This is a genomic window from Temperatibacter marinus (genome assembly GCF_031598375.1).
GTDB classification, from domain to species: Bacteria; Pseudomonadota; Alphaproteobacteria; order Sphingomonadales; family Kordiimonadaceae; genus Temperatibacter; species Temperatibacter marinus.
Window position 1 is genome coordinate 110,780 of sequence record NZ_CP123872.1, and the last position, 25,967, is coordinate 136,746.

The following is a 25,967-nucleotide window of genomic DNA, read 5'->3' on the forward strand; positions in this document are numbered from 1 at the left end:
GAAAAGGCAGATTTTCCTAGGGGATAAACTAAAGATTATTCACTGGCATATTTAGATCGCATATAAGCAGTAGAGTCCGCTATCATCTCTTCGATCACTTCAAGATCAACATCCTCTAATTTATTAATATATAAGCAGGATTTGGAATGTTTATGCTTTCCTAAGTGAGATAGCTGATCTTTATAATCAGAAAAACCATTCATAATATATAGAGTGGTATTTGCTTTACGCGGTGAAAATCCAGTCAGACACCAATCCCCTTCCCGGCCTGATGCATATTTATAATGATAGGACCCAAAGCCAACAATACTATCTCCCCACATGGTAGCTGGCTGTCCGGTAATCCTCTCAAAGAGCGGCAACAGTTTCAGAGAATCTTCTCTGCGCCTCTTATTTTCAAGCCCTTCAATAAAGGTCAGCACATCCGCATCATTCTTTTGGGTTTGATTGTCATTCTTGCTCATTAGCTCTCCCCTTCAGTTGAAGAAGAGAGCATAGCATGAATTCTATTCGCCTGCTAGAAGCACAGCGTCGCCGCCAGATGCGGTAGTATCAACACAGCAGTGTCTTTCTCTTGAGAAATTATAGAAAGAACGCCAATCTGTGATCAACGGTACAAGTTTACCAGGTCGATTTGCCAAGGCTTTTCGATAGTCTTGTAGTTTTGAGCGATCCTGACAAACACAGGCGACCGCATCAATCCCCTCAACTTTAGAAAGTAAGGATATATCTGTCTTTGCCTTTATAATTTCTAAGGCAAACTGATCGGCCAACCCAATAAGGCGGCCATATACTGCATCGCTTGGATTAATAAGTACAACTCTGTTTCCGAGATAGAGCGCAGTAATCATTTGTTGAATTTGAGCTGTTGTTTCTAGCCCTAAACACAAAATTGTACCACGGTCCACACGCCTAAGGTCATTGGTCTCACCTACTGGAGAGGTCATGACATGCGCATCAACAACCTGACTCTTAAGCGCAGAAAGAGCATAATCAGCTGAATTTTGCCAATCCGTCAATTCTTTGCTGGTAACCTCGGCCAGAGTTGAGCGTATATCTGCGAGAGAGCCGATCGATTTTTGGGCAACTGAAGTCAAGGCGAACTCTAACTGTTCCCTAGTTACGTAGGCCGCATCGCGCCCTTTTTCAGGCAGGCCAACATCACTCCAATATTTCTGGAATACATCAAGATATTCCGGCCCTCCTGCTTTAGGCCCTGTACCAGAAAGGCCTTCACCGCCAAAGGGCTGAGATCCTACAATCGCACCAATTTGGTTTCTATTAATATAGAGGTTGCCGACAGTGGCCTTCATTTGAACTTCCGATATTCGATCATCAATCCGCGTATGAAGCCCCAGTGTCAGTCCATAGCCACAGGCATTGATAGAGGATAAGACAGTATAAAAATCTTGAGCTTTGAAAGTAGCAACATGAAGGACAGGGCCAAAAATCTCTTTCTCCAATTCCTCAATTCCAGATACTTTAACCACTGTTGGAGGAATAAAATAACCATCTTTTGGGGCTTGAAGTTGCTTTACAACTTGTCCCTTCTTTGTCCGCATAGCCAAATATGATTGAATGCCTTCATATGCTGTCTGATCAATCACAGGGCCAACATCTGTTGTTATCTCCCACGGATTCCCCATAGACAATTCCTCCATAGCACCATAGAGCATCGAGAAAAATCTATCCGCTACATCTTCTTGTACATAAAGCATACGAAGCGCAGAACACCGCTGCCCTGCACTTTGAAAACTGCTGGCAATAATATCACGCACTGCTTGTTCCGGCAGGGCCGTGCTATCAACAATCATCGCATTCAATCCGCCAGTTTCAGCAACAAGCGGTGCAGAGGGTTCACATGAATCAGCCATCACACTATTGATCAGTTGGGCTGTAGCTGTAGAGCCTGTAAAGCAAACGCCTGAGATTTTCTCATTTCCTGTGATAGCCGCCCCTATGGTGCGACCATACCCTGGTAGCAACTGAAGAACATCCCGAGGTATCCCTGCTTGATGTAACAATTTTACGGCAAGATACGCTACAGTTGTTGTTTGTTCTGCAGGTTTCGCAATCACCGTATTCCCAGTCACTAGCGCCGCAGCAATTTGCCCTGTAAAGATTGCCAAGGGAAAATTCCAAGGAGAGATGCATGTAATAACGCCCCTTGGTAACTTTTGTGGATTAGAGGCTTGCCTCATTTCGACAGCATAATATCTCAAGAAGTCGACAGCTTCGCGAAGTTCTGCCACACCATCAACAAGCGACTTACCTGCTTCGCGTGTCAGAATGGCGAAAATTTCACTGGCATGGTCTTCATATAGATCTGCAGCCTTCAGTAAGGCCGTGACACGGCTTTCAATCGAACTACGTGACCAATCTGGAAATGCCTCTGTCGCTGCCTTAAGAGCGGCTTGGACTTGTGTTTCAGATGTATGAGCAACTGTTGCGACAGTATCGTTAGGAATTCCGGGATTCACGATGGTGACTTCAGCCCCATTCTCCAGACTGGTATCCTGTATAAGAGGGGCCACCTGCCACACTTTTTCTAAGTAAGCACCACGCCCTTCTTCCATAGATTGAAGCTGGAGCACGTCCGTGTGATCAAACCCTTTAGAATTCAATCGTTCGTTACCAAACAAGTCTTTAGGCATTGCAATGACACGAGAAGCAGGATTTTGCGCTTTTATTAATGGATCCTGTGCCACTTCTGTGGGATGGATTGCGTGATCAACAATCTGATTCACAAAACTACTATTCGCGCCGTTTTCAAGCAATCGTCTTACAAGATACGCCAATAAATCACGGTGCACACCCACAGGGGCATAAATACGACACCGTGTTTGTTGATTATGCATTAAGACACCATGCAAACTCTCGCCCATACCGTGTAGGCGTTGGAATTCGAACGAGTCTTTGTTCAAATTTTTTGCGAACTCCATCACAGCAGAAACTGTATGGGCATTATGGCTCGCAAATTGAGGATAAATCCTATCTGTCATCGACAAAAGTTTTTTAGCACAGGCCATGTAGGAGATATCTGTATTTTCCTTGCGGGTGTATACTGGAAACCCTTCAAGACCAAAGACCTGAGCTCGCTTAACTTCTGCATCCCAGTAAGCCCCTTTAACAAGACGCACCATAATTTTGCAATCAAGTTTGCTGGCTAGTTGATAGAGATATTCAAGAACGAATGGGGCTCTCTTACTATATGCCTGAACGACAATGCCAAAGCCATCCCAACCTCTCAAGGACTCGCTTTTTAAAACATGTGTAATCAAATCAAGTGAAATATCTAGCCGGTCCACCTCTTCTGCATCAATGTTAAAGCCCATATTATGGGATTTAGCTAACTCGGCAAGCTCTAGAATTTTGGGCGTTAATTCCTTGACCACTCGCGTTTTATTAATTTGCTCATAGCGAGGATGCAGTGCTGAGATTTTGATAGATATCCCCGGATTTTCCCTAACTCCTTGCTTGCAAGCAGATGCGATTTTCTCTATCGCCTCTTTATACGACTGAAAATATTTCTTTGCATCTGCAGCCGTATGCGCGGCTTCTCCCAACATATCATAGCTGTAGGTAAAACCCTTTTTCTCATAATGAGCGGCTTCTTTCATCGCAGCTTTAATATCTTGCCCCAGAACAAATTGACGTCCCAATTCCTTCATCACTTGCTTGACGGCCTGACGAATGACAGGCATGCCCATTCGTTTAACCATGCCTTTAAGTGTTTTTGTAACGGCTTTGGATCCATCTTTGAGAACAGCGCTTGTCACTTGAAGCCCCATGGTCGAGGCATTAACCAGAGCAGAAATACTTTGACCAGCATGATGAGACCATTCACCGGACATGATTTTATCTTCAATCAAGGCATCCATTGTCTGGCTATCGGGTACACGTAACAAAGCCTCTGCCAAGCACATCAGTGCAAGACCTTCCTTCGTTGAAAGTCCATATTCAGCAAGGAATGCTTCCATTAAACTCGGCGTAGTTGTCTCGCGAACGTCAGTGACCAATTGCGCACCTTCAGCTGCAATAATGTTTCGTTCTTCCGCAGAGAAGTCAGCGGCTTGCGATAAACTCTCTATCGCAGCATTCTCATCCCACAGCATATGTTTACGAATATCTTGACGATATATTTCTAGATCAGACTCTAACGACATTGGCCCCTCCAAAAATCCAAATTATTGCGGAGCTTATATTGAGATTTTTTGTTTTTGCAAATTTTTTTATCCCTCAGAAATATGGCAATATTTTCATATACTTAAGAGAAGTTTTCGCAAAAGATAAAAAGATCATGCTGTGTATTTTAATAAAGTCGGAAAAAGACTCGAAATTTTAACCAAACTAAGACGATGTCGATGAATCTCCTGAAGGATGATTTCATTGAGATCTCTTCATAATAATTCTTTGATCTCTTCCTAATAATTCTATAATGCGTCAATTTGCACTAAGAGGGGAAATGTCTCAATTGTTCCTAGAATTTATTCTTTAACAATAGTATGAAAAAACCATGATAAACGATCTTACTTCCATGCAACGCGGCCTCTATGAATACTGGTTATCGCTACCACGTTTAGAACAGTCTTTGTTGCCTCACAAAAGTGCTCTAAGATCTTCTGAGCTCATTCCAATGCTTGAAAACATTGGAATGGCTGAATTTATTTGCGATTATAATTTACAAGTCCGTCATGTCGGCAGTGGTGTAGATGAAAAATTCTATGAAACCATGCAATATCAAAATGCTTTTGATTTCACGCACGAAAACGCCCATGATTTTATTAATTCACACTGGCAAAGGGTTTTTACCACCCCCTGTGCGACCCAGATGATCATTGCCAGTCGCCCTGTCGGTCAGAATGCTTTTGAGTTGATAAGTTTTCACCTTCCCTTGCTGAATTCTGAAGGCGTTGCCGCTCATGTTATCTCTATTTTTGAACGCGGAGAAACCCTTGATCATCTAGAACCCAATACACAGGGGCTCATTTATAAAGAAGATATCCTAGATTTTATTTACATGGATTTAGGGGCGGGTATACCCAACAACGTTTGAGAAGATGAAAAAAGGCGACCTTTCGGCCGCCTTTTTTGCATGAGACTATCTATTGACCCTTACCGGTCCAGTGGCCCGGCTGGTAAATGTGTCAGGAAATAGTTCGTTCTTAAGGTCGTCAGATGATATCTAGTATTTTTCCCGCGGTAAATACCATGAGCGCGGTTAGGATAACTCATAAAATCAAACTGAATATTATGCTCTATCAATTTATTAATCAGACGTTCTGTGCCTTGATAATGGACATTATCATCGCCTGTACCATGCACCACTAGCAACTTTCCTTTTAACAGATGGGCATAATTTACAGCCACAGATTTTTCATAAAAGGCTGCATCTTCAGGCAAGATACCACTATAGCGTTCTTGATAAATGGTATCATAAAGCCTGGTATCAGGCACAGGCGCTTGCGAGACACCCACTTTGAAGGTGTCACCATGCCTAAAGAGCGCGTGCAACGTAGAAGTGCCGCCCCCTGAGTGACCCCAAATACCAATACGATCTGCATCCATATAGGGGCGCTCTGCAAGCATTGCATTCACACCTGCAGCTTGATCGTTCACATTGGTTAACCCTAATGTTCTATAGATAGACTTTCGCCACGCCCGCCCTTTTGGAAGGGGAGTCCCTCTATTATCAAGGGTGGCAACGATATACCCCCTCTGGGTCATCATAATATCCCAAGCCATGTTTCTGCCCCACCGATCCGTTGACGTCGCTCCAGCTGGTTCACCGTAAACATAGAAAATCACAGGGTATTTTTTTGAAGCGTCAAAGTCATGAGGATATCTCATAAATCCAGGCAATACATGACCCTCTTTTGTTGTGACAGAGAACAACTCTGTTTTACCTTTGGCGAGTTTATCGTAAGTTTCCTGTAATTTGTTATTGTCAACGTAGGTCCGGACAACTTTATGGTCCGGCAAACTTACAAGAGTTTTCACATTCGCTTTATTACGGTTATTATAATCATGAAAGGCCCATTTTCCATCATGAGAGATCGAATAGCTATGATAGCCTTTCCTCTCTTCTGGGGTGAGTTTCTCTGCTGGTGATTGACCATCTAAAGCCAATCTATAGAGCGACCGCCGCTGAACATCATCAGGGCTAGCATAAAAGTAGAGATACCCCCCAACTGTGTCAACGCGTCGAATGCTTATGACATCATACTCTGGTTTTGAAATATCTTGGGTTGTAGTACCATCACGAGACACACGCAGAACCTGACGAAATCCATTTTTTTCAGTGACCCAAAGAAATTCTTTGCCCTCATTAAGCCATTTAAAATCTGTTACAGGATCCAGAAAGGCCTCATCTTTTTCAACGAGAACAGTCTTTGGTTGCCCGCTGTCTGCATTCACCATCAATAGATTTATTGTGTTTTGACGACGATTGAGCTGCTGAACTACAAGTTCATCACTGTTCCCAGCCCATTCCATATAAGCCAGATAGTTATTTCTTTTATCGCCCTCTATACTCATCCATGTGGTTTCGCCGCCCGCAACGGACACCACGCCAAGCTTTGCAGCAGAATTTGTTTCTCCCACCTTTGGATAACTGAACGTCGTTAATGTTGGATAATTATCTTTAGCATCCGTATTATTGATCATCGTAAAGTCGCGTACACCGCTTGCATCAAGTTGCCAGTATGCAATCTTTTTTCCATCCGGTGACCAACGGAATCCATCACGTAGTCCAAATTCTTCTTCATAAACCCAGTCAAAAGTACCATTAATAATGGTCTCGGATCCATCTTTGGTCAGACGTGTTTTCCGTCCTGTGTCAACGTCTTCCACATAAATGTCATGAATTTTAGCACCTGTTTTTTGGACATAGGCCACTTTGCTGCCATCAGGTGAAAATTTAGCAAACATAAGGCTTGATGCAGGAAACTCTTGGCCGACTTGCGCCAGTCGCTTGGTCTCCATATCAAGAATCCAATAATCCCCTTGGGTATGATAGCGCCAAACTTGTTTTCTATTATTATATATAAGAGCTTTCTTACCATCATCTGACCATGCAAATCCTGAGATATCTAAAGGTTTGTCTCTGCCCTCAGGGATTAGATCTTTTGCGGAAAGTAAAATTGTCTGCTCACCGGATTCCGCATTGTAGAGGACAACATCTCTACCCCCATCAATCTCACTACTTTTTTGGATGAGTGTATACCCTCGGCCATCCTTAAGCCAGTTTGCCCCTCCAAACCAATCACCTCTAAAATCAGATGTTTCGAAAATCCGCTTCAAGGAAACCTGCTCATCCTCGGATAATGGCTTTGTCTCTACGGTTTCATGATGACAAGCCGCTGTAGATAGAATTAAACTGCTTGCTAGTGTCACTTTAAGTGCAATGGTTTTCAAATTGATCATTGTAAAACCCCCTCCTTTGGAATTCTTCTGCTCTAGTGTCTACAACACCCCCTAAAGAACCGCAACGATATTTACTGGCTTATCTTACCTCCTTCTGGGTGAATTTTTATTCCCTCATTGCCTACAGACGGAGTGCATATAGAGGTAAAAATTACCGTGTAATTTTTTGCAAAATAAAAAATATAAACTAAAATCTATGCATAATTATTCATGAAATTATTCTTGGTTTATGAAGAATAATCATTTAAATACATGTTTTAATTATATTATTTCTAAACACCCCTCTCATTCTCTCGCTATTGTTTCTAAAATTTAATTTCGGAAATTTTTTGCAAATATAAATTTTATGTGATATCGACACCCTTAGTGAATGAATACAGAGTCACTCTGTGGGACGTTTAGGGAAAATTCATATAGTACTGAGGGAACAGCGGCAAGCTGAGTAAACGCATGAATGCAGAGCAAAAAAAATACAGAACATCACTGGATGCGCCATGGTGGAAAGGCGCTGCCATTTATCATATCTATCCTCGATCATTTATGGATAGCAACAATGATGGCACGGGCGATTTACAAGGCATTATTAGTAAATTAGATTATATTGCTTCCCTCGCTGTCGATGCGATTTGGCTCTCCCCAATATTCAAGTCTCCACAAAAGGATTTCGGTTATGATGTTTCTGATTACCGAGATATAGATCCATTATTTGGTACCTTAGAAGATTTCGATAAACTACTGAGCGAATCCCACAAACGGGGATTAAAGGTCATTGTCGATCAGGTCTATTCTCATACCTCAGATCAGCACCCTTGGTTTGAAGAAAGTAGCGCCTCTCGAGACAACCCAAAATCGGATTGGTATGTCTGGGCGGATCCCAAGCCCTGCGGATCTCCTCCAACAAATTGGCAATCGGTCTTTGGCGGCCCCAGCTGGCAGTGGAGCAGCAGAAGACGACAATATTATTTGCATAACTTCCTGACGGAACAGCCTGATTTGAATCTCCACACTCCAGAAGTTCAGGATGAAATTCTGGATATCGCTCGCTTTTGGTTAAATCGCGGTGTCGATGGGTTTAGAATGGACGCTCTCAATTTCAGCATGCACGATCTTGAGATGCGTGATAATCCTGCTGAAACAGAGTTTGAGCGGGAACCCACGCGTCCCTTTGATTATCAAAGGCAAGAATATAATCAATCGCACCCTGATATTCCGCGCTTCCTGGAAAAGGTCCGGCAGCTTTTTGATCAATATCCCGGCAGCTTTACCGTTGCTGAGGTCGGCGGCAAAAAAGCTTTAGAAGAAATGAAAGACTATACGGCAGAGGATAAACGTCTTCATTCAGCCTATAGTTTTGACTATCTTTACGCTGAAAACCTGACCGCTGAGCGTGTGAAACAGTCGATTGAAAATTGGCCACAAAACCCTCAAACCGGCTGGCCTTCGTGGGCCTATTCAAATCATGATGCACCGCGTGCTCTGAGTCGCTGGAAGGGGGACTGCCCTGCTGATGAGTTTAACCGGCTAATGCTTTTAACACTCATCGCTATGCGTGGTAACATCTTCCTCTATCAAGGGGAAGAACTGGGTATGTTACAAGGCCATGTTCCCTATGAGAAACTGCAAGATCCGGAAGCCATCGCTAATTATCCTGAAACCCTAGGCCGAGACGGCGCTCGCACGCCGATACCTTGGTGCTCCAGATCGATTAACGCTGGATTTAACAAAGGCACAGAGCCATGGTTGCCCATCGATCCTCGACATTTTGAGACCAGCGTGGATAAATTAGAAGCTGACAAGACATCAGCCCTTCATTTCACACGCGCTCTTCTCAAGTGTCGTAAAGACTCAGAAGCCTTAAGGCTCGGCCAGATGAATTTTCTAAAGGCTGAAGACGACCTTCTTCTTTTTACACGTCAGTATCAGGATGAACTCATTCTATGCGGTTTTAACCTAGGCTGCAAAACGTTGGACCTTGCGTCTATAGTTGACACAAAACCCTGTGAAATGCTCGCTGCTGCGAATCTTGATCAGACACTAACCTCTGTGCCTAACACCTTAAAAGGTCATAGCGGGTTTATTGTCAGATACCTTTAAATCTTTAGATTATAACCTTAAGTTTTTCTAACCTATTACCTTAGAAAACACGTAAGTGTGATTAGATTATTTTTGTGTTATATATTAGGTAGACCTTGTATTACGAGAATTGATTTCTAAATACAGCCTATTGCAACATGAGTGTGACGATGAGAGATTATATAAGATCAATTAAAAGACGTGACCCCGCAGCTCGCTCTGCGCTGGAGATCCTTTTATTGTACCCTTCATCTCAATCAATATTTTTTCACCGCATTGCCCATTTACTCTATAAAATTGGCTTATTCTTTTTTGCACGATTGGTCTCTCAATTGTCACGCTTCCTTACAGGAATTGAGATCCATCCCGGCGCTCAAATTGGTAAGAATTTCTTTATTGATCACGGCATGGGAGTTGTGATCGGTGAAACCACGATCATCGGCGATGATGTCATGCTCTATCACGGGGTCACCCTCGGAGGGGTCGCGCCTGATAAAGAAAGTCGTGTGAAAAGACATCCTACCCTTTTGGATGGCGTCGTTGTCGGCGCTGGTGCAAAAGTCTTGGGAAATATTACCATTGGTCACCAAGCCCGTATCGGCGGGAATGCCGTTGTCACAAGAGATGTATCTGCAGAGCTCACTGTCATCGGAAATCCTGCGAAACCAATTCAAACCCTATCTGTAAAAAGGGGAGGATTTATTGCATATGGAACGCCATGCGATAATGTTGCAGATGATCCAGACGAACTGTTGAATTGCATGCGCCGCGAAATCGGCGAACTCAGAGAAAGACTGGCTGATTTGGAAGGCCAAGACGATCTTGAAAAGCAAAAGACACGAGCATCCAAGTAAAAGCCTTTTTCCCCAAATTTTTCTCCACTCTCTTGACCCTGATCAAGAACCCAGCACGCACTCTTCTATACTTATGGCCTCAATGGATCAGTAAGGGATGACTGAAAACAGCCAATGGCTGTGCTTTAGGAGACTAAAATGAAAACCCTAGTTAAAACAGTTTCTGCCTTAGCTATATTAACGGCACTCTTACCATCTGCCACCTTACCCCTCTATGCTGAAGAGGGTGATTGGCTAGTGCGCCTGCGGACAATCAAAGTGTCGCCTGATGCGTCTGCGACGACAAATATCGGCGGCTCAGCAGCGATTGATGATGCGACAACAATTGAATTAGATTTCACCTATTTCATTACAAATAACATTGCTGCTGAACTTATTCTTGCATCGACAAAACATCACCCAGATGCTGTTTCGACTGCTTTAGGCGATGTTAATTTAGGTGCTGTACGTGTCTTACCGCCGACCCTAACGCTTCAATATCACTTTTCTCCAGAAGCTAAATTTAGTCCTTACATTGGGGCCGGGCTAAACTATACAACATTTTTCGACGTTGAAGCGAATGGTAAAGTGGCGACAGATATTAGCTACAGCGATAGCTTTGGTATCGCGCTTCAAGCTGGTTTTGACTTTAAAGTTTCTGATGACTGGTTTCTGAATCTGGATGTCAAAAAAATTTGGATCAATACAGATCTTAAAATTAATGGCGGCGCTGTAACGGCTGATGTCGATATCAACCCAACCGTCTTTGGTATTGGGATTGGGAAAAAATTCTAAGAATAAAGCCCTAATAAAATATGAAGTACTTGACTAATGTCAAAGAGCTATCGAACGATCCTTTCTATTTTCCGCCTTGAGGGCTCCCCTAATACTCATAGACATGGTCATTCCCTTACCAGGTCAGGGGCCCTCAAAGGGTTATTCGTTCGCGAATAACCCTTTTTCATTCGTCCGCACTCTCAGGGCGAGCCACGGGCATTAACACCAAAGTGTGAGCTCTGGTTTTAAAGCCTTTGCATTATGGTCACGTAAAGCGAGACGATTTAATTGCTATTTGTCTCCAGTTTCTTAGAGCCAAATGCCTGCAATCATAACAAGAAGCAAAAACGGGGTCAGATATTTAATGATCCAATGGAGTATGGAGAACAAGGGGCCTTCCTCAATATTAAATCCACGACGTAGATTTTCTTTCCGCACACCCCATCCGACCAACAAAGTAAAAGCTAGTCCCCCGAGAGGGAGGTATATGTTATTGATCCCCTCACGTAATAACTCAAACATATTCAATTCTGCTGTCGCTTCAAACATTTCTAGAGGGTAATAATCATACATAGGACCAAAACTTAGGATGGTCATGAAGCTAAGGACAAAGGCTATGCCTGCAACGATAAACGCACCTGTGATCCGTCTTAATCCGGCCTCCTCTAGGCGTGCCACAACTGGCGCCATCATGGAAATGCTACTGGTCAGAGCCGCGACAGTCAGCATTAAGAAAAAGAATGTTGCAACAGCATCACCCGCAGGGAGTTTAGCAAATAACAACGGCAAGGTCATAAAGATCAATCCCGGGCCTGCATCCGGTGTAACATCACTGGCGAAGACTAAAGGGAAAATAACCAAGCCAGCGATTATAGCCACCATAAGGTCCATGAGCACAATCCAAGAAACAGCCTTGGGTAAGTGAATGTCTTTCCCCATATACGCCCCATACATCATGAGACTGCAGATCCCCACAGATAGGGTGAAAAAGGCTTGCCCCACTGCAGCCATAAACACCCCTGTGGTTAAGCTGAAGCTGTCCATACCAAAAAGAAAATTCAGAGCCGCTTTCGCATTCCCTATGCTCATAGAATAGAGGGCCAAACCAATCAATAAGACAAACAGGCTAGGCATGAGATAGCGACCAGCATTCTCGATCCCTTTGGTAATATTCAGGGAAACAATCGTCAGCGTGGCGCCGAGAAAAAGAATAGTCCACAGCATTGATAAATTCATATTGATCTTAAAGCCATTATCTAAGGCACTGATCGCTGACGGCTGCATGCTTGAAAAGCCTTCCGAAAAAGCATAATAACCAAAATAGGCAGCCTGACCTGCGATAACGGCGTAAAAACTTAAAACCAAAATATTGACAGCCAAACCTGACCATCCAAATAAACTCCAAGGCCCCTTCCCTGTATTTTCTACTTTAACACGCGCAAGAGCCGTTGGCGGACTCGCTTGCCCCATTCTACCCAGCACCAGTTCACAAATCATGGCTGGGGCCGCCAAAACCAGCAAGGCGACGAGATAGATGGCTATGAACCCACTGCCCCCACTTTGACCCGCAACAAAAGGAAAAGCCCATATATTTCCTAAGCCAACAGCAGCACCTGCTGTAACCATTAAAAAAGCGAATCGTGATGTGAACTGTGTTTGCATAAAGCCTCCCCTCAATGCCAAAAGAGAAGAGTGTACTGATTTTCTGTCAGAAGAAAACTAGAAATGAAATTGAACTAGCGTGGCCAGCGCTCTGAGCTTGTTAAGGGCCTGCATATCCCAGCCCATGATTGTTTCTCTATTCTCGCAACATATAATTGCTTTGGGGTCCCCCTGGTCGTCACGAATAATAAAATCCATGAGTGAGACGATGCCATATTCATCAAAATATCCATTGTTGAATTCTTTTGTGACCCTGTAGCTAACCGCATCATTGGCAATAATGCCGCTATCCTCACAGATTGCACGGAAATATGCAGGATATTTTTCCGCAGTTAAGACCACGCCCGTCACATCTCTTAAGGAAAGCCGATCATAAGAGTGAACACATGTGATGGCTTGCTGGTCGGTATCATACTGCCAGAACGACGTTAGGTCAGCCCCGCTCAACGCTGCAGAATCCAGGCAGACAGCTCTCAGTATCTCTGCCTTCTCTGCTGGAGAAAAACTTTCTTTATTTGCAAATTTTTCCAGTAGGTCATTTATATATTTCACATGAATAATCTTTATTATAACTGTTTATATTTATACTTTAATAACAATGAATACTCTCTCACTTTACTTCATAAATTTTAAAAAGCAATGTTTGCAATCATCCATAGCTCACGCTATGCATTATCCAAAGAGATAGGCGGGAGAAAATTAGATGACCATTCAATATAAACGAAGAGATTTTAGTCTGTTATTGCTAACGCTCTTTGCTTTCACTCCTGCAGTTTGGGCTGATACGGGAACCGCATCAGCTGGCTTTCTCGATTCGATCGTGTTTGGCATCACCCAATTTGTGAACAGTTTGAATAGTTTCGTCTTTGCTAAAGTTTCTCTCTTTGGGACAGAGGTCAATTGGATTGTTCTGGTCTTGATGACCCCTATGCTTTTCCTAACCTTCTACTTAGGATTTATAAATCTCCGAAGCTTTGGTATTGCGAGCAAAATTATCAGAGGGCATTACCATGACAAAGAAGCTCCAGGTGAGGTCACCCAGTTTCAAGCTTTATCTACTGCGTTGTCGGGCACTGTCGGGCTGGGCAATATAACTGGGGTAGCGATGGCAATCTACCTTGGCGGGCCCGGAGCAACATTCTGGATGATTATTATCGGCTTTTTTGCCATGACCTTAAAATTCTCAGAGGTTACACTCGCTGTTAAATACCGAGAGATTGAGCCAGACGGCACAGTCAATGGCGGTCCCATGTATTACCTTAAAAACAGCATGAAAGATAAAGGTATATTCTTGAAGAGATTAGGCCTCATCCTAGCCTGGACATATGCAATTCTTGCAATCCCTAGTTTACTTCAAATTGCCCAAGTCAATCAATCCTATGCCCTCATGGACTATGTTGTTGGATTTGAAAGTGAGACTGCTCCGTGGGTATTTGGTGTTGTCATCGCAAGCTTAACCGCACTAGTAATCATGGGGGGGATTAAATCGATCGCGGGTGTCACCAGCCGGTTAGTCCCTTTGATGTGTGGTATTTACCTTCTGGCCGCTGTTTTTATTCTGCTGACTCATTTTTCTGAAATACCCGCTGCAATCGGCATTATCATTCAAGGAGCATTCAATCCTGATGCAGCTTACGGCGGAATTATCGGTGTTCTTGTTATAGGAATGAAACGCGCAGTATACTCAACGGAAGCTGGTCTTGGTTCTGCAACCATTGCCCATGCAGCAGCGAAAACCAGAGAGCCCGTATCAGAAGGTATGGTTGCTCTCATGGAGCCTTTCATTGATACTGTTGTTGTTTGCTCTATGACAGCTCTTGTCATTATTATTTCTGGCGCTTACATCCCAGATGGATCAGCCGTCTCAGATTTCCAAATCACATCAAAAGCCTTTGGGAGTAAAATTAGCTGGTTCCCTTATATCCTTGCTTTTGCAGCGTTGCTTTTTGCTTTTTCAACAATCATAAGCTGGGGCTATTACACAAGTAAGATTTGGGGATTTGTCTTCGGTAAAGGGACAACCAGTATGGGCCTTTTCAAATTCGTCTTTTGCCTTTCTCTCATTCCTGGGGCTGCCTTAAAACCACAAACCGTCATTGATCTTATGGATGCCATGTTCTTTCTGATGGCTCTGCCAAATGTCATAGGTATCTTCATCATGGCACCCCTACTAAAGGCCGAGTTATCAAACTATCTGACCCGCCTTAGAAACGGCGATATCAAGGAGACGCGTGATGTATAAATTCCTGCTCTTAGTCTGCCTGATATTCAGCAGCCCTTCTCAAGCGAACGATTTAAAAGCAACAGATGCCCTTCTGGACGATCTCCATCGCTATGCCGCTACCGGCGACTGGGATCAGTATTTTCCTCTCTTTGGAAAAAATGCCATTTTCATTGGAACTGATGCAAAAGAATATTGGACACTTGAAGAATTCGAAGCATTTGCCCGCAAGTATAGCGGCTGGGTCTACACTCCTCAAAGCCGCCAAACTCAATTCAATCAGGATAATACTGTTGCTTGGTTCCATGAGATTGTGCTGAGTGAAAAATACGGTACAGCTCGAGGCACTGGGACGTTGTTAAAAACGGCCAAGGGATGGAAAATTAGTCAATACACTTTGACCTTTCCAATCCCAAATGACATAGCAAAATCGGTAACAGAACAGATTAAAAGCTTCGAAAAAAAAGAGAAATAAGACGACAATACGTCAGCGACAAGCCTGAACAATAACAAAAAGACTCTTCTAAAACTTCTAATTGGTCGCCTTTGATTTAGGTTTTCTTTGGGGCGCCCATTTTAGCTGCCATCTTATACACCAGTTCTGGAAATAGTCTCTTAACCCATAGGGCTTTCATCTCACTGCCGCGACCAACAGGAATCTCCTTTTTCTGGCTTTCAAAACCATTTACAATCACACGTGCCGCTTGGTCAGCAGGCATGCCATTCTCAATAACAGCGTCTTTTTGTCCAAAACGACTGCCATCGCCGCTCACGCTATTTTCTGCAATTGAGGTTTTAATAAACCCGGGGATAACACATGAAACAATAATATTTTGATCCACTGTTTCAGCTCTCAGTGCGTCAAAAAAGCCCATCATTGCGTGTTTAGCGGCACAATATCCTGTTCTGTAAGGAACTCCAACCTTTCCGGCGATTGAAGAGGTCACAGCCAGATGTCCCTGCCCTTGCTTCATCATGAGAGGCAGGACTTGCTTGGTTAGAGCAATTTGACCAAAAACATCAACTTCAAACAATTTTCTATATGTGTCCATGTCAGTGTCAATTGCTTTGGACCGCTGCGAAATGCCCGCGTTATTAAACAATAAATCCACACGACCAAAGAAACTAAACGCAGCCTGAACTTTTTTGTCCATCCCATCAAAGTCTGTCACATCTAGAGGGAGAATCACATAATCATCGGGCCGCCCTGTTTGATTGATCAATGCCTCTCTGACTCGGTTTAATTCCTCCTCTCGTCGAGCGGAGAGAATAATTTTTGCCCCTCGTTGAGCATATTCAAGTGAAACAGCCTCTCCGATGCCTGAAGATGCCCCTGTGATCCATACAATTTTATGTCCCATTTTTCTTATTCCCCTTAATCACCCTCTTCACTGAGAGCCTTAGTCGTTCCACGTGAATTTTGGCTTTCGCTTTGCCATAAAGGCGTCCACGCCCTCTTTGTAATCAGATGAGGTATGTGCATCGGTAAACCATTTTGATGTGGTGTCATCATCATCCGCTTGACCATCGAGGATGCGTTGAATGGATTTTTTAATCCCTCTGAGTGAATATTGAGAGACTGGAACCATTGATGCCGCAAAAGCTTTGACGGCGAGTTCCAGATCCTCCACTTGAACAACCTCATCGACAAGCCCCATCCTAAGCGCCTCTTCCGCACTGAAAATCCCAGCGGTAAAAAGGATCTTTTTTGCATGGGATGGCCCGACAAGATCCACAAGATGCTTTGTGTCATTCAAAGGATAAATCAGTCCTAATTTTGCAGGCGTAATCCCAAACTTAGATCGTAAACTAGCGATCCTAAAATCACAGTGGATACTCAAGCCGCAGCCAGCTCCAATACAAGGACCATCAATCATAGCAATTGTTGGCTTCTTAAGACGTGCTAACCTTCTTTGTCCCTCTCTAATACCAACTCTCTGGCGTTCACGAAGATCAGCATCAAGGGCAATGTCTGCAAATTCAGAAATATCAGCACCTGCACAGAAACTCCCTTCTGTGGATGACATAACCACAACAACACGTACTTCAGGATTATTCTCAAGGGCCGCTATATAGGCAGGCATATGATCCCATGTTTCCATATTGATAGCATTTTTCTTGTGAGGGCGATTCAAAACAAGAGTACCAATGCCTGCATCAACAGTAAGATACAAAGGGTTAGATTGATCGAAAAAGTCTGATGTCCATTCACTCACGGTAAAATCCTATATTTGGTACAAGCTGGTGAACCCTTCAGGGAACCGCACTAAATATTCCTCTAAAGTTGGTAAATGGAGATGATCTCTATCATTTTCAGTTGTAGCAAGAACAACACGTGCAACACGACAATCTCTCTCAATTTGGTCTTTCAGCTCTTCTAATCCGTTAAATTTCTTCTCTTCACGGATAAAGCTGACCAATTCAACTCGGGCATGTTTATTATAAATATCCCCATCAAAATCAAACAGATGCACTTCAAGTAAGACATCCCGTTTATCAAATGTGGGCCGCTGACCAATATTTGCCACCCCCTCGTAAACTTGACTATCATTTTCCAATAGTACGCGAACAGCATACACTCCCATGAGTGGCTGTTGGCTTTCACCAAGTTCAATATTAGCAGTAGGAAATCCTATGGTTCTTCCTCGCTGATCGCCCTTAATAATCTTTCCATTGATCGACCACCAGTGCCCCAGAAGAGCCGCAGCCTTGCGGGCTTCGCCTGCAAGCAGAGCTTTCCTAACAAGTGTTGAAGAACATATTTCTCCCGCATACCCCTCAATGCCAGCAACCACTGGTTTAATAACAGTATGTCCAAAACCTTCCATTTCCCCCATATAAGACAGAACGTTATTGCCGCCGCCTCGCATTTTCCCGAACCGATAATCATAGCCAACAAATATATGCTTAGCATCTAAGCCTTGGATGAGTATGTCCGTGACAAAATCCTGAGCTGTCATGGAAGCTAATTCTTTATCAAAAGGAAGGATAACTAGGAAATCAACACCAAAATGCTCGAGCAATTGAATACGCTCTCTAAAAGGTGTGAGTCGAAAAGGGGGACGATCCGGTGCGAAAAAAGAAACTGGATGAGGCTCTGTAACAACTAAAGCAAGAGGTACATTCATTTGCTTAGCTAGACGGCCTGCTTCCCCTATGACAACACGATGACCTCTGTGAAATCCATCAAAATTACCAAGGGCAACAACGCACCCTTTCATAGATTTTTCAACTTCATTTATATGTCTGTATAATTTCATCTGTGGGACAAACCTATTCATAGCGTTGATATGCTCATCGTTTTAATATAGAGCCCATTTTGCGTCTGATAACCTTTTTCTTCATCATTTGCTATATAAATTCCATCTCAGGAATGATTCGAGCCTCTGGGGAAAATGGATTATCAAAAACGCAAAAGTTGAAAATACGCAGAAAATAGTGATTTTTAATGCATTAATCATAAAATATTAACTATTTAACCCAATTATCCTTTTAAGCAATTGCAAGTGATTACCCAATAAGGTAACCAAGGTATTGAACTATCAGGTTAAACTTGCTAGCTTGAATTCTAGGGGATGCAGGAGAGAGATGGAAATGTCTTTTTGGTATTCTCAAGTATCTGATTAACTGAATAAAAACAGGGATTACAAAATGGCTGTTGATAAGAATATGCCGGTTTTGATTGTCGATGATTACAAGACAATGCTTAGAATTGTACGCAACCTTCTCAAACAATTGGGTTTCAATAATGTCGATGAAGCGACAGATGGTGCTCAGGCTTTAGAAAAGGCGCGAGGTAAATCATATGGTCTAATCATTTCTGATTGGAACATGGAGCCTATGACTGGATATGAACTTTTAAAAGAAGTTCGTGCAGACTCAGTTCTTAAGGACACTCCATTTATTATGGTAACTGCAGAATCAAAAACGGATAACGTAATTGCAGCGAAGAAAGCTGGCGTAAATAACTATATCGTTAAGCCATTTAACGCTGCGACGCTGCAAACGAAACTTGCTGCGGTCCTTGGGGATTTCTAATATGAACTCGGATGATCTTCCGAAACAGATAGAATTGCTTGTCGATAATCTGCGCAAAGAGAAAGGCTCTTCACAGCTTTCTCTTGCAGATATGGCATCCGTAACTGAAATACTGATAGCTACAATGCAAGCCTTTTTCCGCAATGTCGATACGTCAATTTATCGAGAATGCAGGGCTCTATCTGATTACATTTCTAATGCAAGAAATGAGATTGCTGCACTCCAACCTGGTGATTTGGAGGATACTCAAATCCCTCGCGCTGGAATGGAGTTGGACGCTATTGTTCAGGCCACTGAAGAAGCAACCAATACGATCATGCAATCTGCTGAAGACATCATGGGCGCAGACCCAAGCGATATGGATGCCTATCAGGCGACTGTCAATGATTCAGTCATGAATATTTTTGAGGCCTGTTCGTTCCAAGACATTACTGGACAACGCATTTCTAAAGTCGTTCATACCCTCTCGCACATTGAAAGCCGCATCCTTGATCTAAAAGATCTACTCGGTGTGACGGACGACGATATCGTAAAAGCTCAAGGAGAAGACACTCGCTCAGAAGAAGAAAAACTTCTCTCCGGTCCCGCACTTGACGGTGAAGGTATTGATCAAACAGCTGTGGACGATCTTATGGGAACTGGCACACCTGCTGCGGCCCCTGCTGCAGAAGTTGCACCAGAACCAGAGCCAGAGCCAGAGTCAAAACCAGAGCCAGAGTCAAAACCAGAGCCAGAGTCAAAACCAGAGCCAGAACCTGCTCCTAAGCCAAAACCTAAAGCTGCGGCCAAACCCAAGCCAAAGGCAAAAGCCAAACCAAAGGTGGAAGCTCCGAAACCAGTTAATCCAAAAGTCTTGGATAACATGTTTGAGGAAGATTTTGATCCTATTGCCGAGCTTGAAGCCAAAGAAAAAACTAAAGAAGCTGCTCAAGAAGATGATAAGTCTGATGACGAACAGATGGATGATCTCAAGAAAAAAGGCGCCGATGTCAGTCAAGATGATATTGATGCCCTCTTTGGATAACGAAACATTATTGAGTAAGAAGCCAGCATTTCTGCTGGCTTTTTTTATGTCTTATCTCTTCTTATTCTCTGTGGGTGATGACGACAGCATATGACACAAACCGCCAAATCAATCACTGTCATATACCTGACGTATACAAAAACCCTGATCTCCCATAGTTTTCGGTCACCAAAAAAAATAAAAGGACCCGAGTTATGACACAGTTTGAAGCAACATCTGATACAGCAACACTAGCCCTTAAGACTATTGAATTTAACGTTCAAGACGAAGACAATTCAATCAAAGCGGTCGCCTCGACCCTCAATGGAAAAGAATATATCTATTTTAATGATATCCTCATTCATGAAAGTAGAAATATTGGATTCAGCAGTAAGTATGCCTATGAAGCAGGCGGAAGTTTATATGAATTTCGCTTTATAATGACTCTCAGGTCTGTTGAATTTCTAACCCTTAAAAATGACTGTCTTATCTATAGTGAGACAATCTCCCTTCGGAGGCAGCAAAAATGGGGCTTCATTATCGGCGTTGCTGCCGGCATCTTAGGGGCTGCTCTTGGATATTCACTCGCTTCGGGGTTGCTCTAATGCTCATCAATGAGACAAAAATTAGAAGTCTAAGGTCTGATCGAGGATGGACACAACAAAATCTGGCAGATGCCTGTCAGGTGAGTCTTCGAACAATCCAAAGAGTGGAGAGGACCGGAAGTGCATCGCTTGATACATTGAAGGGGCTTTGCGCTGTCTTTGAGGTAGAGCAAGATTTTCTCTATCCGAAAGGGGCTACTAAAGACAGCCTGCATACATTTTCTTACCTTGGACTATCAAGCCTCTTATCGGGTTTAATAGGCGGCCTTGTCGGCGCCCTACTAATGTATTTCGCTTTAACAATCTCAAGCTAAAACCTTAAATGAGCCATTAAAGCTGTAGGAAAAACATCGTCCGCCGGCAATCCTTGGATTGCTGGCCAGTGAACTCTTTCTGCCATCGCTGAAAAGCTTTTTCTATGAATACCCGTTGTTATGAGAAGGCTTTTATGGCCTAAACGTTGTGCACCTGCGATGTCTGTTAACAAACTATCCCCGATAACCAAGACTTCATGCGGAAGAATCTGTTCCTCCATGCCTGCTAATTTGGCACAGTCTTGAAAGGCCCCTTCACTAGGTTTGCCAAACCACAAAGTTTCACCGCCTTGACCTTCATAAACCTCAGCAATTGAGCCAGCACAGAGCCATAGTTTATGGCCAAAGTGCACGACCCGGTCAGGATTGGCACAAAGGAAGGGAACCTTGTTTCTTAAAGCAATTTCCAGAGTGGCATCATGGGCTTCTACTGTAGAGTGATCAAGGCCAGAAGCAAAGATCAAATCAGCCTTCTGGATGTCCTCTGTCACTGTGACGGGCAGCCCTTCGACAGCTTGATGGTCCATAGAAGGCCCCATATGGTAAAGGCTTTTCCCTTGATAATGTTCGCGCACATAGGCTCTTGCCTGGGCGCCGCTCGACATAATGTTATCTTGAAGAGCAATCGGTAAGCCCTTGTCATTCAGTTGTTCCCTAATAAGAGAGGCTGGTTTTGGCGCGTTGGTCAAAAAGACTGTTTCAATTGCTTCCCTTCGCACCCCTTCTATGGCAGCAACAGCTTCTGGGAAAAGCTCTACGCCGTTATGCATAACCCCCCAAAGATCACAGATCACAAGTTTAATACCCTCAAGGTTTGGCTTGAGATGATCCCAGACAGGTACATAGGCCATTATAAATAATCGTCCATTTCTGAGGCTGCGACAGGTTCAGAGAATAAATAGCCTTGTGCAAATTCAACGTTATTATCAAGAGCATGAAGCACCATAGCTTCCCGTTCGACACGAGATGCAATCAAGGCAATGTTATTTCGTCGCAAATAGGTCACATATTCCGACAAGTCATTTTCAGAAAATTCTGTCTCAAGAATTTTACTGTCAATTTTTATATAACGGACAAATTTCTGCTGTAGATCTTTAATATCAAGATCTACTGTATTTACTTGATCTAAAGAAAAGCCAAACCCTTTGCGGCCCATAGACGCCATCATAGAGAGAACATCATCCGGAAGCGCTTCGTAATCTTCTTTTGAAAGTTCAAAGACTAATCGATGGCTGAATTCTTCATTCATCGTCATATAATCAACAAATTGCGGGAAGAACTCTTTATCTTGAAGGGAAGATAGAGATAGATTGGTAAAAAATTTGAGATTTTGTTTTCTTTTACCCATCTTTCGAATGAGCTGAATAAGTCTGAACAGAAGCAAATTATCTAATGTTCCAGAAAGTCCAGCACTGTCTGCTAATTTTATATAGTGTCGAGGTAATATAATATTACCTTCTTCATCCCTGACACGAGAAAAACACTCAAAGAATGTTGCTTTGCGAGAAGGAAGCCCCACAATAGGCTGCAAGTATAAATCAACACGATTTTCACTCAGACCGCTGCGCATAACATCAAGCAGCTGGCTTTCTTTCTTAATAAGGCGGATTTTACGCTTTTTATAGCTTCTCTTTGCTCGTCCTTCGCCCTTTCCTGCGCCCTGGCCATCCTTATGATCAATCACGGCATCAAGAGCCCCTGAAGCTGTTGGCGCATCTCGTATATCGCCGCGCCCCCCTGAGAGTTCATCATCAAAAATTTCACTTTCTGAAAGTTCGATGATCTCTTCCTCTTCATCCTCAATTTCAGGTTGAGCATCTGGTAGATCTGCAATATTTACAACCTCCGGTGCCGTCTTAGAATCTTTATGATTCACTGCCAAGTTAGCTGCGGCAACAGGATCAATCTCCTTACTTCCGCGCGCAGACTGTGTCGTTCCAACCTCAGCACTCGCTGTCGCCGACCCGTCCTGGGCTGCCCCCTCAGAGCGCATATTTTCAGGCTTTTTCGGGAGGGCACCGGGTTTAGCTGCTGATTTTGCAGCACCTTTAGATGGGTTTTTAGAAAGTTGTTTTTCCTTCTTAACGAATTGCACAAGCAACGTTTGCAGCATTTTCAACTCTTCAACCATTTTAGAGCTGTCACCGTCGCCGCTTTTCTCAATCAACTCATCAATTTTTGCTTCGAATTTAAACTGATTAAATTCAATCGCTTCAACTTTGGCGTCCAGCGCCTTTTTCTCTCTGTGTGAGAGATAAATGCGCGTTCCTTGGGATAGCCCCACATAGAAAACAAAACCTAAGCCAAGGGCCGCATTTGAAGAAAGCCCCATATAGGTTGGACCAGCCAAAACAACTGCAAAGGCGATTATCACATAGGAAAAAAACAATCCAACTTGAAGAAATACTGACATAAATAGACTTTTCACTCCCTTAAAGTCCGAAGATCATCTTTGCGTAGTTTAGTAAACAAGCAAGAATAATCAACAGTTCTATTGATACCTTAATTCAAAAAAAATGACAAATATTTCAAATATTTTAACGATTTGGAATTGATTTCATACTCTACAGTCTCCATATTCCTTTAGAACTAATTTTCAAACTATGGGAGAGAGACATGTCTCTAGAAGATCTAACATCACAAATCCGCGACCGCGTGGGCAATCATTCACCTATTGAAGCTATCATTAAATTCGATTTTGACGAAGACGGCGTTGTTCGTATTGACGGTAAAGTGTCCCCAACTGTCGTGGATAACGAAAACTCTGAAGCCGATTGCACGATTAAAACAACATTAGAAACTTTTGCTGCCATTGCAAAAGGAGAACAGAACCCACAGATGGCCTTTATGATGGGTAAATTACGTGTTGAAGGCGACATGAGCCTCGCTATGCAACTTGGGTCAATCTTAGGATAACTCCTAGATTTCATAAAATAACAGTGAGCTCGCATATGACATCCAACTTTGACAAATATCGAAACCTCGTTCTAGGTGCCAGCCTATTTGTCATGGCAATATTAGTTGGCTCACTCCTCTTCCTCAATATGAGTGGAGGTGATGTTACGGGCCTTTCCAGAGAAGGCAGTTTGCAGAAAACTGATTTAGCCGGTCTGAACTACCCTGCTGATAAACCGGGATTTCTAGCTTGTGATGAACAAGTCTGCCCTGGCTCAGTTGCTGACGCACCGCTGATGGCCTTCGAAGCCCCTTCAAAAGCTGTGCGAGATGCCTTAGTGAATTTGATTGATAGCAACCCTCGATTAGACATTCGTCATTTAGACTTTGTCGATAATCAATATGACATCACTGTGAAGGTGAAAGGAAAAACATTCCCTGATCTTTTGACGGTAAAAATTGTCGAGGTGGCAAATAATCCCAATAGAACATATGTGGCTTTTTACAGTAGAACCATTGTTGGATCACCGTCGTCTGCAGACGATATGGAACGCGTTTTAGATCTCAGAAGGTCCATCACCGATATAGTCTCAAGATAATCGTTTATGCTAGCTGAGGGGCAGGCGTCCCTGCTAAGGCTTGTGATAATTGGTCAGGAATTGCTTGCGTTACCTTTTGTGTGAATGTCAGCGCACTTTGGGACTGTCCAGCTTGTTGCCCAAGTTGTTGAGCTGTCATTTGACTTTGACTGGCTTCCTGAGCGGCTGCAAAAGTAGCATTTATTGTTCTCACACGATCCACACTCTCTTTTGCGCGACTATACGCTGATAGAGCCGACGGGGCTTGCCCATTTGCCGTCACAAAATCATTTGCCTCTGAAGATGAGCCTGATAGGCGGATAGTTGCCTCTACTTTTTGTGTGGCTTCTTGCAGAGCAAACATTACATCACTTGAAAGCATGCCAGATCCTGGGGAAGCCCGTCCTTTACTTGGATCGTTGAAGGGGCTTGCAGCACCTTGCTTCTGTTGCTGTTCTCGCATAAATTGGGTAACGAAAGATTCAGCTTTAAAGTCAGAGTTTTCTGCTTCTGATGCCGTTTTGGCTTCTGATCTGGAGACAGCATTACGGGCTGGCCCAGAAAGTGATCTGGACTTAGCAGATTCCGCCGGCGACAGCGGTTTTATAACCAAGCCTGAAGTCGTCATCATTGCACCCGTAATTTACCCAAGATTATTCTAGTGATTTTTACTACAAAAATCAAGGAAAACTGCACTTTATATAAAGCTGATAAGCCGGAGGGGACTTGAACCCTAGATAATTCATGATTCGTGAACTTTATACTAGGATGTAGGGTCATCCTATGCTATCGCTGCAAACCATGGGATTCGAATAGTACACTGGTGAAACCATAGGGTTTAAACCGGTATTATGACAACTAGTATAGTGATTAGTGGGACTTAAGATGGATAATAATACACTTTCAATTTATGTGCATGAGCTGCGCAACCAGTTTACCAACCTTCAAGCGAGCTTTGATCTGTTCAATCAGTCCATTGCAGCAAAAAATGGCCAGGGCATTCTTTATACAGGCGGCATGATCCTTTTTCCTGCCTCGCAAATTGTCTCTATCCTATGGCCTACACGGGCCCGCTCGCGGGGGCGCGGTGAAGCTTTAAGAAAAGTTTTCCAACTCGAAGAAAAGCATGTTTTAAATGACCGTCGTCTTAGCGAAATTAATGAACATTCTGATACAAAGACTGAAGAGTGGATTGCCAAAACTAAAGGGCAGCAAATCGTTTTTGATTTTGTAGGACCTCGCGCTGAACTAGACACAATTGAGCCATCAGAAAATGGTGAGCTTGTCTCTGACGAAAATATCTATCGTGCCTATGATCCAGACACACGTGTCTATTATTATCGTGGCGTTGCCTATAACATGAATGCCATTGCTACAGCTCTAGCTGATGTTTCTGGTCGTGTTAACAACGTTTATGCTCAGATGTTTCCTGAGCAAGTGAAACGTGAACAAGAATTTGTCGCTGCACAAAGAAAAGCAATTGAAGAAGCCGAGGCTGCACAGCAAGCTGCTGACTCTGCAAAAAAGTAAACCAGATTGCTTA

At 43.3% G+C, this 25,967-nt stretch carries 24 protein-coding genes; 13 read left to right on the forward strand and 11 right to left on the reverse strand.

All coding sequences use genetic code 11. From position 1 onward, the window contains the following. Positions 1-35 precede the first annotated feature (35 nt). The gene (locus QGN29_RS00550; RefSeq protein ID WP_310798689.1) at positions 36-464 is read right to left on the reverse strand and encodes a DUF1801 domain-containing protein; all 429 of its coding nucleotides are present in this window, start codon (positions 462-464) and stop codon (positions 36-38) included. A 42-nt stretch (positions 465-506) separates the two neighbouring features. Then, positions 507-4,166, reverse strand: coding sequence for a bifunctional proline dehydrogenase/L-glutamate gamma-semialdehyde dehydrogenase PutA (putA, locus tag QGN29_RS00555; RefSeq protein ID WP_310798690.1), 3,660 nt, complete (start codon positions 4,164-4,166; stop codon positions 507-509). Between the two features lie 350 nt (positions 4,167-4,516). Here putA and QGN29_RS00560 point away from each other — a divergent pair, with 350 nt between their 5' ends. Continuing rightward, positions 4,517-5,056 (forward strand): PAS domain-containing protein, encoded by a 540-nt coding sequence (locus QGN29_RS00560; protein ID WP_310798691.1) that lies wholly within the window; start codon positions 4,517-4,519, stop codon positions 5,054-5,056. Positions 5,057-5,115: 59 nt separating this feature from the next. Here QGN29_RS00560 and QGN29_RS00565 read toward each other — a convergent pair whose 3' ends face one another. Then, complete coding sequence (locus QGN29_RS00565; RefSeq protein ID WP_310798692.1) at positions 5,116-7,425, reverse strand: S9 family peptidase; 2,310 nt, start codon at positions 7,423-7,425, stop codon at positions 5,116-5,118. Between the two features lie 450 nt (positions 7,426-7,875). Between QGN29_RS00565 and QGN29_RS00570 the strand changes: the two genes are divergently transcribed. From QGN29_RS00570 to QGN29_RS00580, 3 genes are all read left to right on the forward strand, one after another. Then, positions 7,876-9,519, forward strand: a complete 1,644-nt coding sequence (locus QGN29_RS00570; protein ID WP_310798693.1) for an alpha-glucosidase — start codon at positions 7,876-7,878, stop codon at positions 9,517-9,519. A gap of 149 nt (positions 9,520-9,668) precedes the next feature. Further along, positions 9,669-10,352 (forward strand): serine O-acetyltransferase EpsC, encoded by a 684-nt coding sequence (gene epsC / locus QGN29_RS00575; RefSeq protein WP_310798694.1) that lies wholly within the window; start codon positions 9,669-9,671, stop codon positions 10,350-10,352. Between the two features lie 138 nt (positions 10,353-10,490). Further along, positions 10,491-11,126, forward strand: a complete 636-nt coding sequence (locus tag QGN29_RS00580; protein ID WP_310798695.1) for an OmpW/AlkL family protein — start codon at positions 10,491-10,493, stop codon at positions 11,124-11,126. 291 nt (positions 11,127-11,417) lie between these two features. Here QGN29_RS00580 and QGN29_RS00585 read toward each other — a convergent pair whose 3' ends face one another. Both QGN29_RS00585 and QGN29_RS00590 read right to left on the reverse strand, forming a co-directional pair. Beyond that, positions 11,418-12,770, reverse strand: coding sequence for a sodium-dependent transporter (locus tag QGN29_RS00585; protein ID WP_310798696.1), 1,353 nt, complete (start codon positions 12,768-12,770; stop codon positions 11,418-11,420). Positions 12,771-12,827: 57 nt separating this feature from the next. Beyond that, complete coding sequence (locus QGN29_RS00590) at positions 12,828-13,322, reverse strand: hypothetical protein (RefSeq protein WP_310798697.1); 495 nt, start codon at positions 13,320-13,322, stop codon at positions 12,828-12,830. A gap of 151 nt (positions 13,323-13,473) precedes the next feature. Between QGN29_RS00590 and QGN29_RS00595 the strand changes: the two genes are divergently transcribed. Both QGN29_RS00595 and QGN29_RS00600 read left to right on the forward strand, forming a co-directional pair. Then, the gene (locus QGN29_RS00595) at positions 13,474-15,012 is read left to right on the forward strand and encodes an alanine/glycine:cation symporter family protein (protein WP_310798698.1); all 1,539 of its coding nucleotides are present in this window, start codon (positions 13,474-13,476) and stop codon (positions 15,010-15,012) included. Beyond that, entirely contained in the window at positions 15,005-15,466 is a 462-nt protein-coding gene (locus QGN29_RS00600) for a nuclear transport factor 2 family protein (protein WP_310798699.1), read from the forward strand. The genes QGN29_RS00595 and QGN29_RS00600 overlap by 8 nt, the downstream gene beginning before the upstream one ends. A gap of 76 nt (positions 15,467-15,542) precedes the next feature. Here QGN29_RS00600 and QGN29_RS00605 read toward each other — a convergent pair whose 3' ends face one another. From QGN29_RS00605 to QGN29_RS00615, 3 genes are read right to left on the reverse strand one after another with little or no spacing between them, the layout of a single operon-like run. Further along, positions 15,543-16,352 carry an SDR family oxidoreductase gene (locus QGN29_RS00605; RefSeq protein WP_310798700.1) on the reverse strand — a complete coding sequence of 270 codons (810 nt, stop codon included), beginning with the start codon at positions 16,350-16,352 and terminating at the stop codon, positions 15,543-15,545. Positions 16,353-16,391: 39 nt separating this feature from the next. Then, entirely contained in the window at positions 16,392-17,207 is an 816-nt protein-coding gene (locus QGN29_RS00610; RefSeq protein ID WP_310798701.1) for an enoyl-CoA hydratase/isomerase family protein, read from the reverse strand. A 9-nt stretch (positions 17,208-17,216) separates the two neighbouring features. Continuing rightward, positions 17,217-18,272, reverse strand: a complete 1,056-nt coding sequence (locus tag QGN29_RS00615) for a bifunctional riboflavin kinase/FAD synthetase (RefSeq protein ID WP_310798702.1) — start codon at positions 18,270-18,272, stop codon at positions 17,217-17,219. Positions 18,273-18,642: 370 nt separating this feature from the next. On the opposite strand from QGN29_RS00615, the gene QGN29_RS00620 reads away from it, so the two are divergent. The 4 genes from QGN29_RS00620 (at position 18,643) to QGN29_RS00635 (ending at position 20,951) form a co-directional block, all read left to right on the forward strand. After that, on the forward strand, positions 18,643-19,029 hold the full coding sequence (locus QGN29_RS00620; RefSeq protein ID WP_310798703.1) for a response regulator: 387 nt from the start codon (positions 18,643-18,645) through the stop codon (positions 19,027-19,029). 1 nt (position 19,030) lies between these two features. After that, entirely contained in the window at positions 19,031-20,053 is a 1,023-nt protein-coding gene (locus tag QGN29_RS00625; protein ID WP_310798704.1) for a protein phosphatase CheZ, read from the forward strand. 194 nt (positions 20,054-20,247) lie between these two features. Further along, positions 20,248-20,637 (forward strand): hypothetical protein, encoded by a 390-nt coding sequence (locus QGN29_RS00630; RefSeq protein WP_310798705.1) that lies wholly within the window; start codon positions 20,248-20,250, stop codon positions 20,635-20,637. Beyond that, positions 20,637-20,951 (forward strand): helix-turn-helix domain-containing protein, encoded by a 315-nt coding sequence (locus QGN29_RS00635; protein WP_310798706.1) that lies wholly within the window; start codon positions 20,637-20,639, stop codon positions 20,949-20,951. Before QGN29_RS00630 ends, QGN29_RS00635 begins: the two co-directional genes overlap by 1 nt. On the opposite strand, the gene QGN29_RS00640 is transcribed toward QGN29_RS00635, so the two are convergent. Together QGN29_RS00640 and QGN29_RS00645 are read right to left on the reverse strand one after the other, a co-directional pair. After that, positions 20,948-21,802, reverse strand: coding sequence for a TIGR01459 family HAD-type hydrolase (locus tag QGN29_RS00640; RefSeq protein WP_310798707.1), 855 nt, complete (start codon positions 21,800-21,802; stop codon positions 20,948-20,950). The genes QGN29_RS00635 and QGN29_RS00640 overlap by 4 nt on opposite strands. Further along, complete coding sequence (locus QGN29_RS00645) at positions 21,802-23,364, reverse strand: EAL domain-containing protein (RefSeq protein ID WP_310798708.1); 1,563 nt, start codon at positions 23,362-23,364, stop codon at positions 21,802-21,804. Before QGN29_RS00645 ends, QGN29_RS00640 begins: the two co-directional genes overlap by 1 nt. 203 nt (positions 23,365-23,567) lie before the next feature. On the opposite strand from QGN29_RS00645, the gene QGN29_RS00650 reads away from it, so the two are divergent. Together QGN29_RS00650 and QGN29_RS00655 are read left to right on the forward strand one after the other, a co-directional pair. Then, positions 23,568-23,867: an SCP2 sterol-binding domain-containing protein gene (locus tag QGN29_RS00650; RefSeq protein WP_310798709.1), complete on the forward strand. Its 300-nt coding sequence runs from the start codon at positions 23,568-23,570 to the stop codon at positions 23,865-23,867. Between the two features lie 35 nt (positions 23,868-23,902). Continuing rightward, the gene (locus QGN29_RS00655; RefSeq protein WP_310798710.1) at positions 23,903-24,445 is read left to right on the forward strand and encodes a hypothetical protein; all 543 of its coding nucleotides are present in this window, start codon (positions 23,903-23,905) and stop codon (positions 24,443-24,445) included. A gap of 4 nt (positions 24,446-24,449) precedes the next feature. Here the strand turns inward: QGN29_RS00655 and QGN29_RS00660 are convergent, their stop codons facing one another. Then, positions 24,450-25,052 (reverse strand): hypothetical protein, encoded by a 603-nt coding sequence (locus QGN29_RS00660; protein ID WP_310798711.1) that lies wholly within the window; start codon positions 25,050-25,052, stop codon positions 24,450-24,452. A 257-nt stretch (positions 25,053-25,309) separates the two neighbouring features. On the opposite strand from QGN29_RS00660, the gene QGN29_RS00665 reads away from it, so the two are divergent. Beyond that, on the forward strand, positions 25,310-25,954 hold the full coding sequence (locus QGN29_RS00665; protein ID WP_310798712.1) for a hypothetical protein: 645 nt from the start codon (positions 25,310-25,312) through the stop codon (positions 25,952-25,954). Positions 25,955-25,967: the final 13 nt, after the last annotated feature.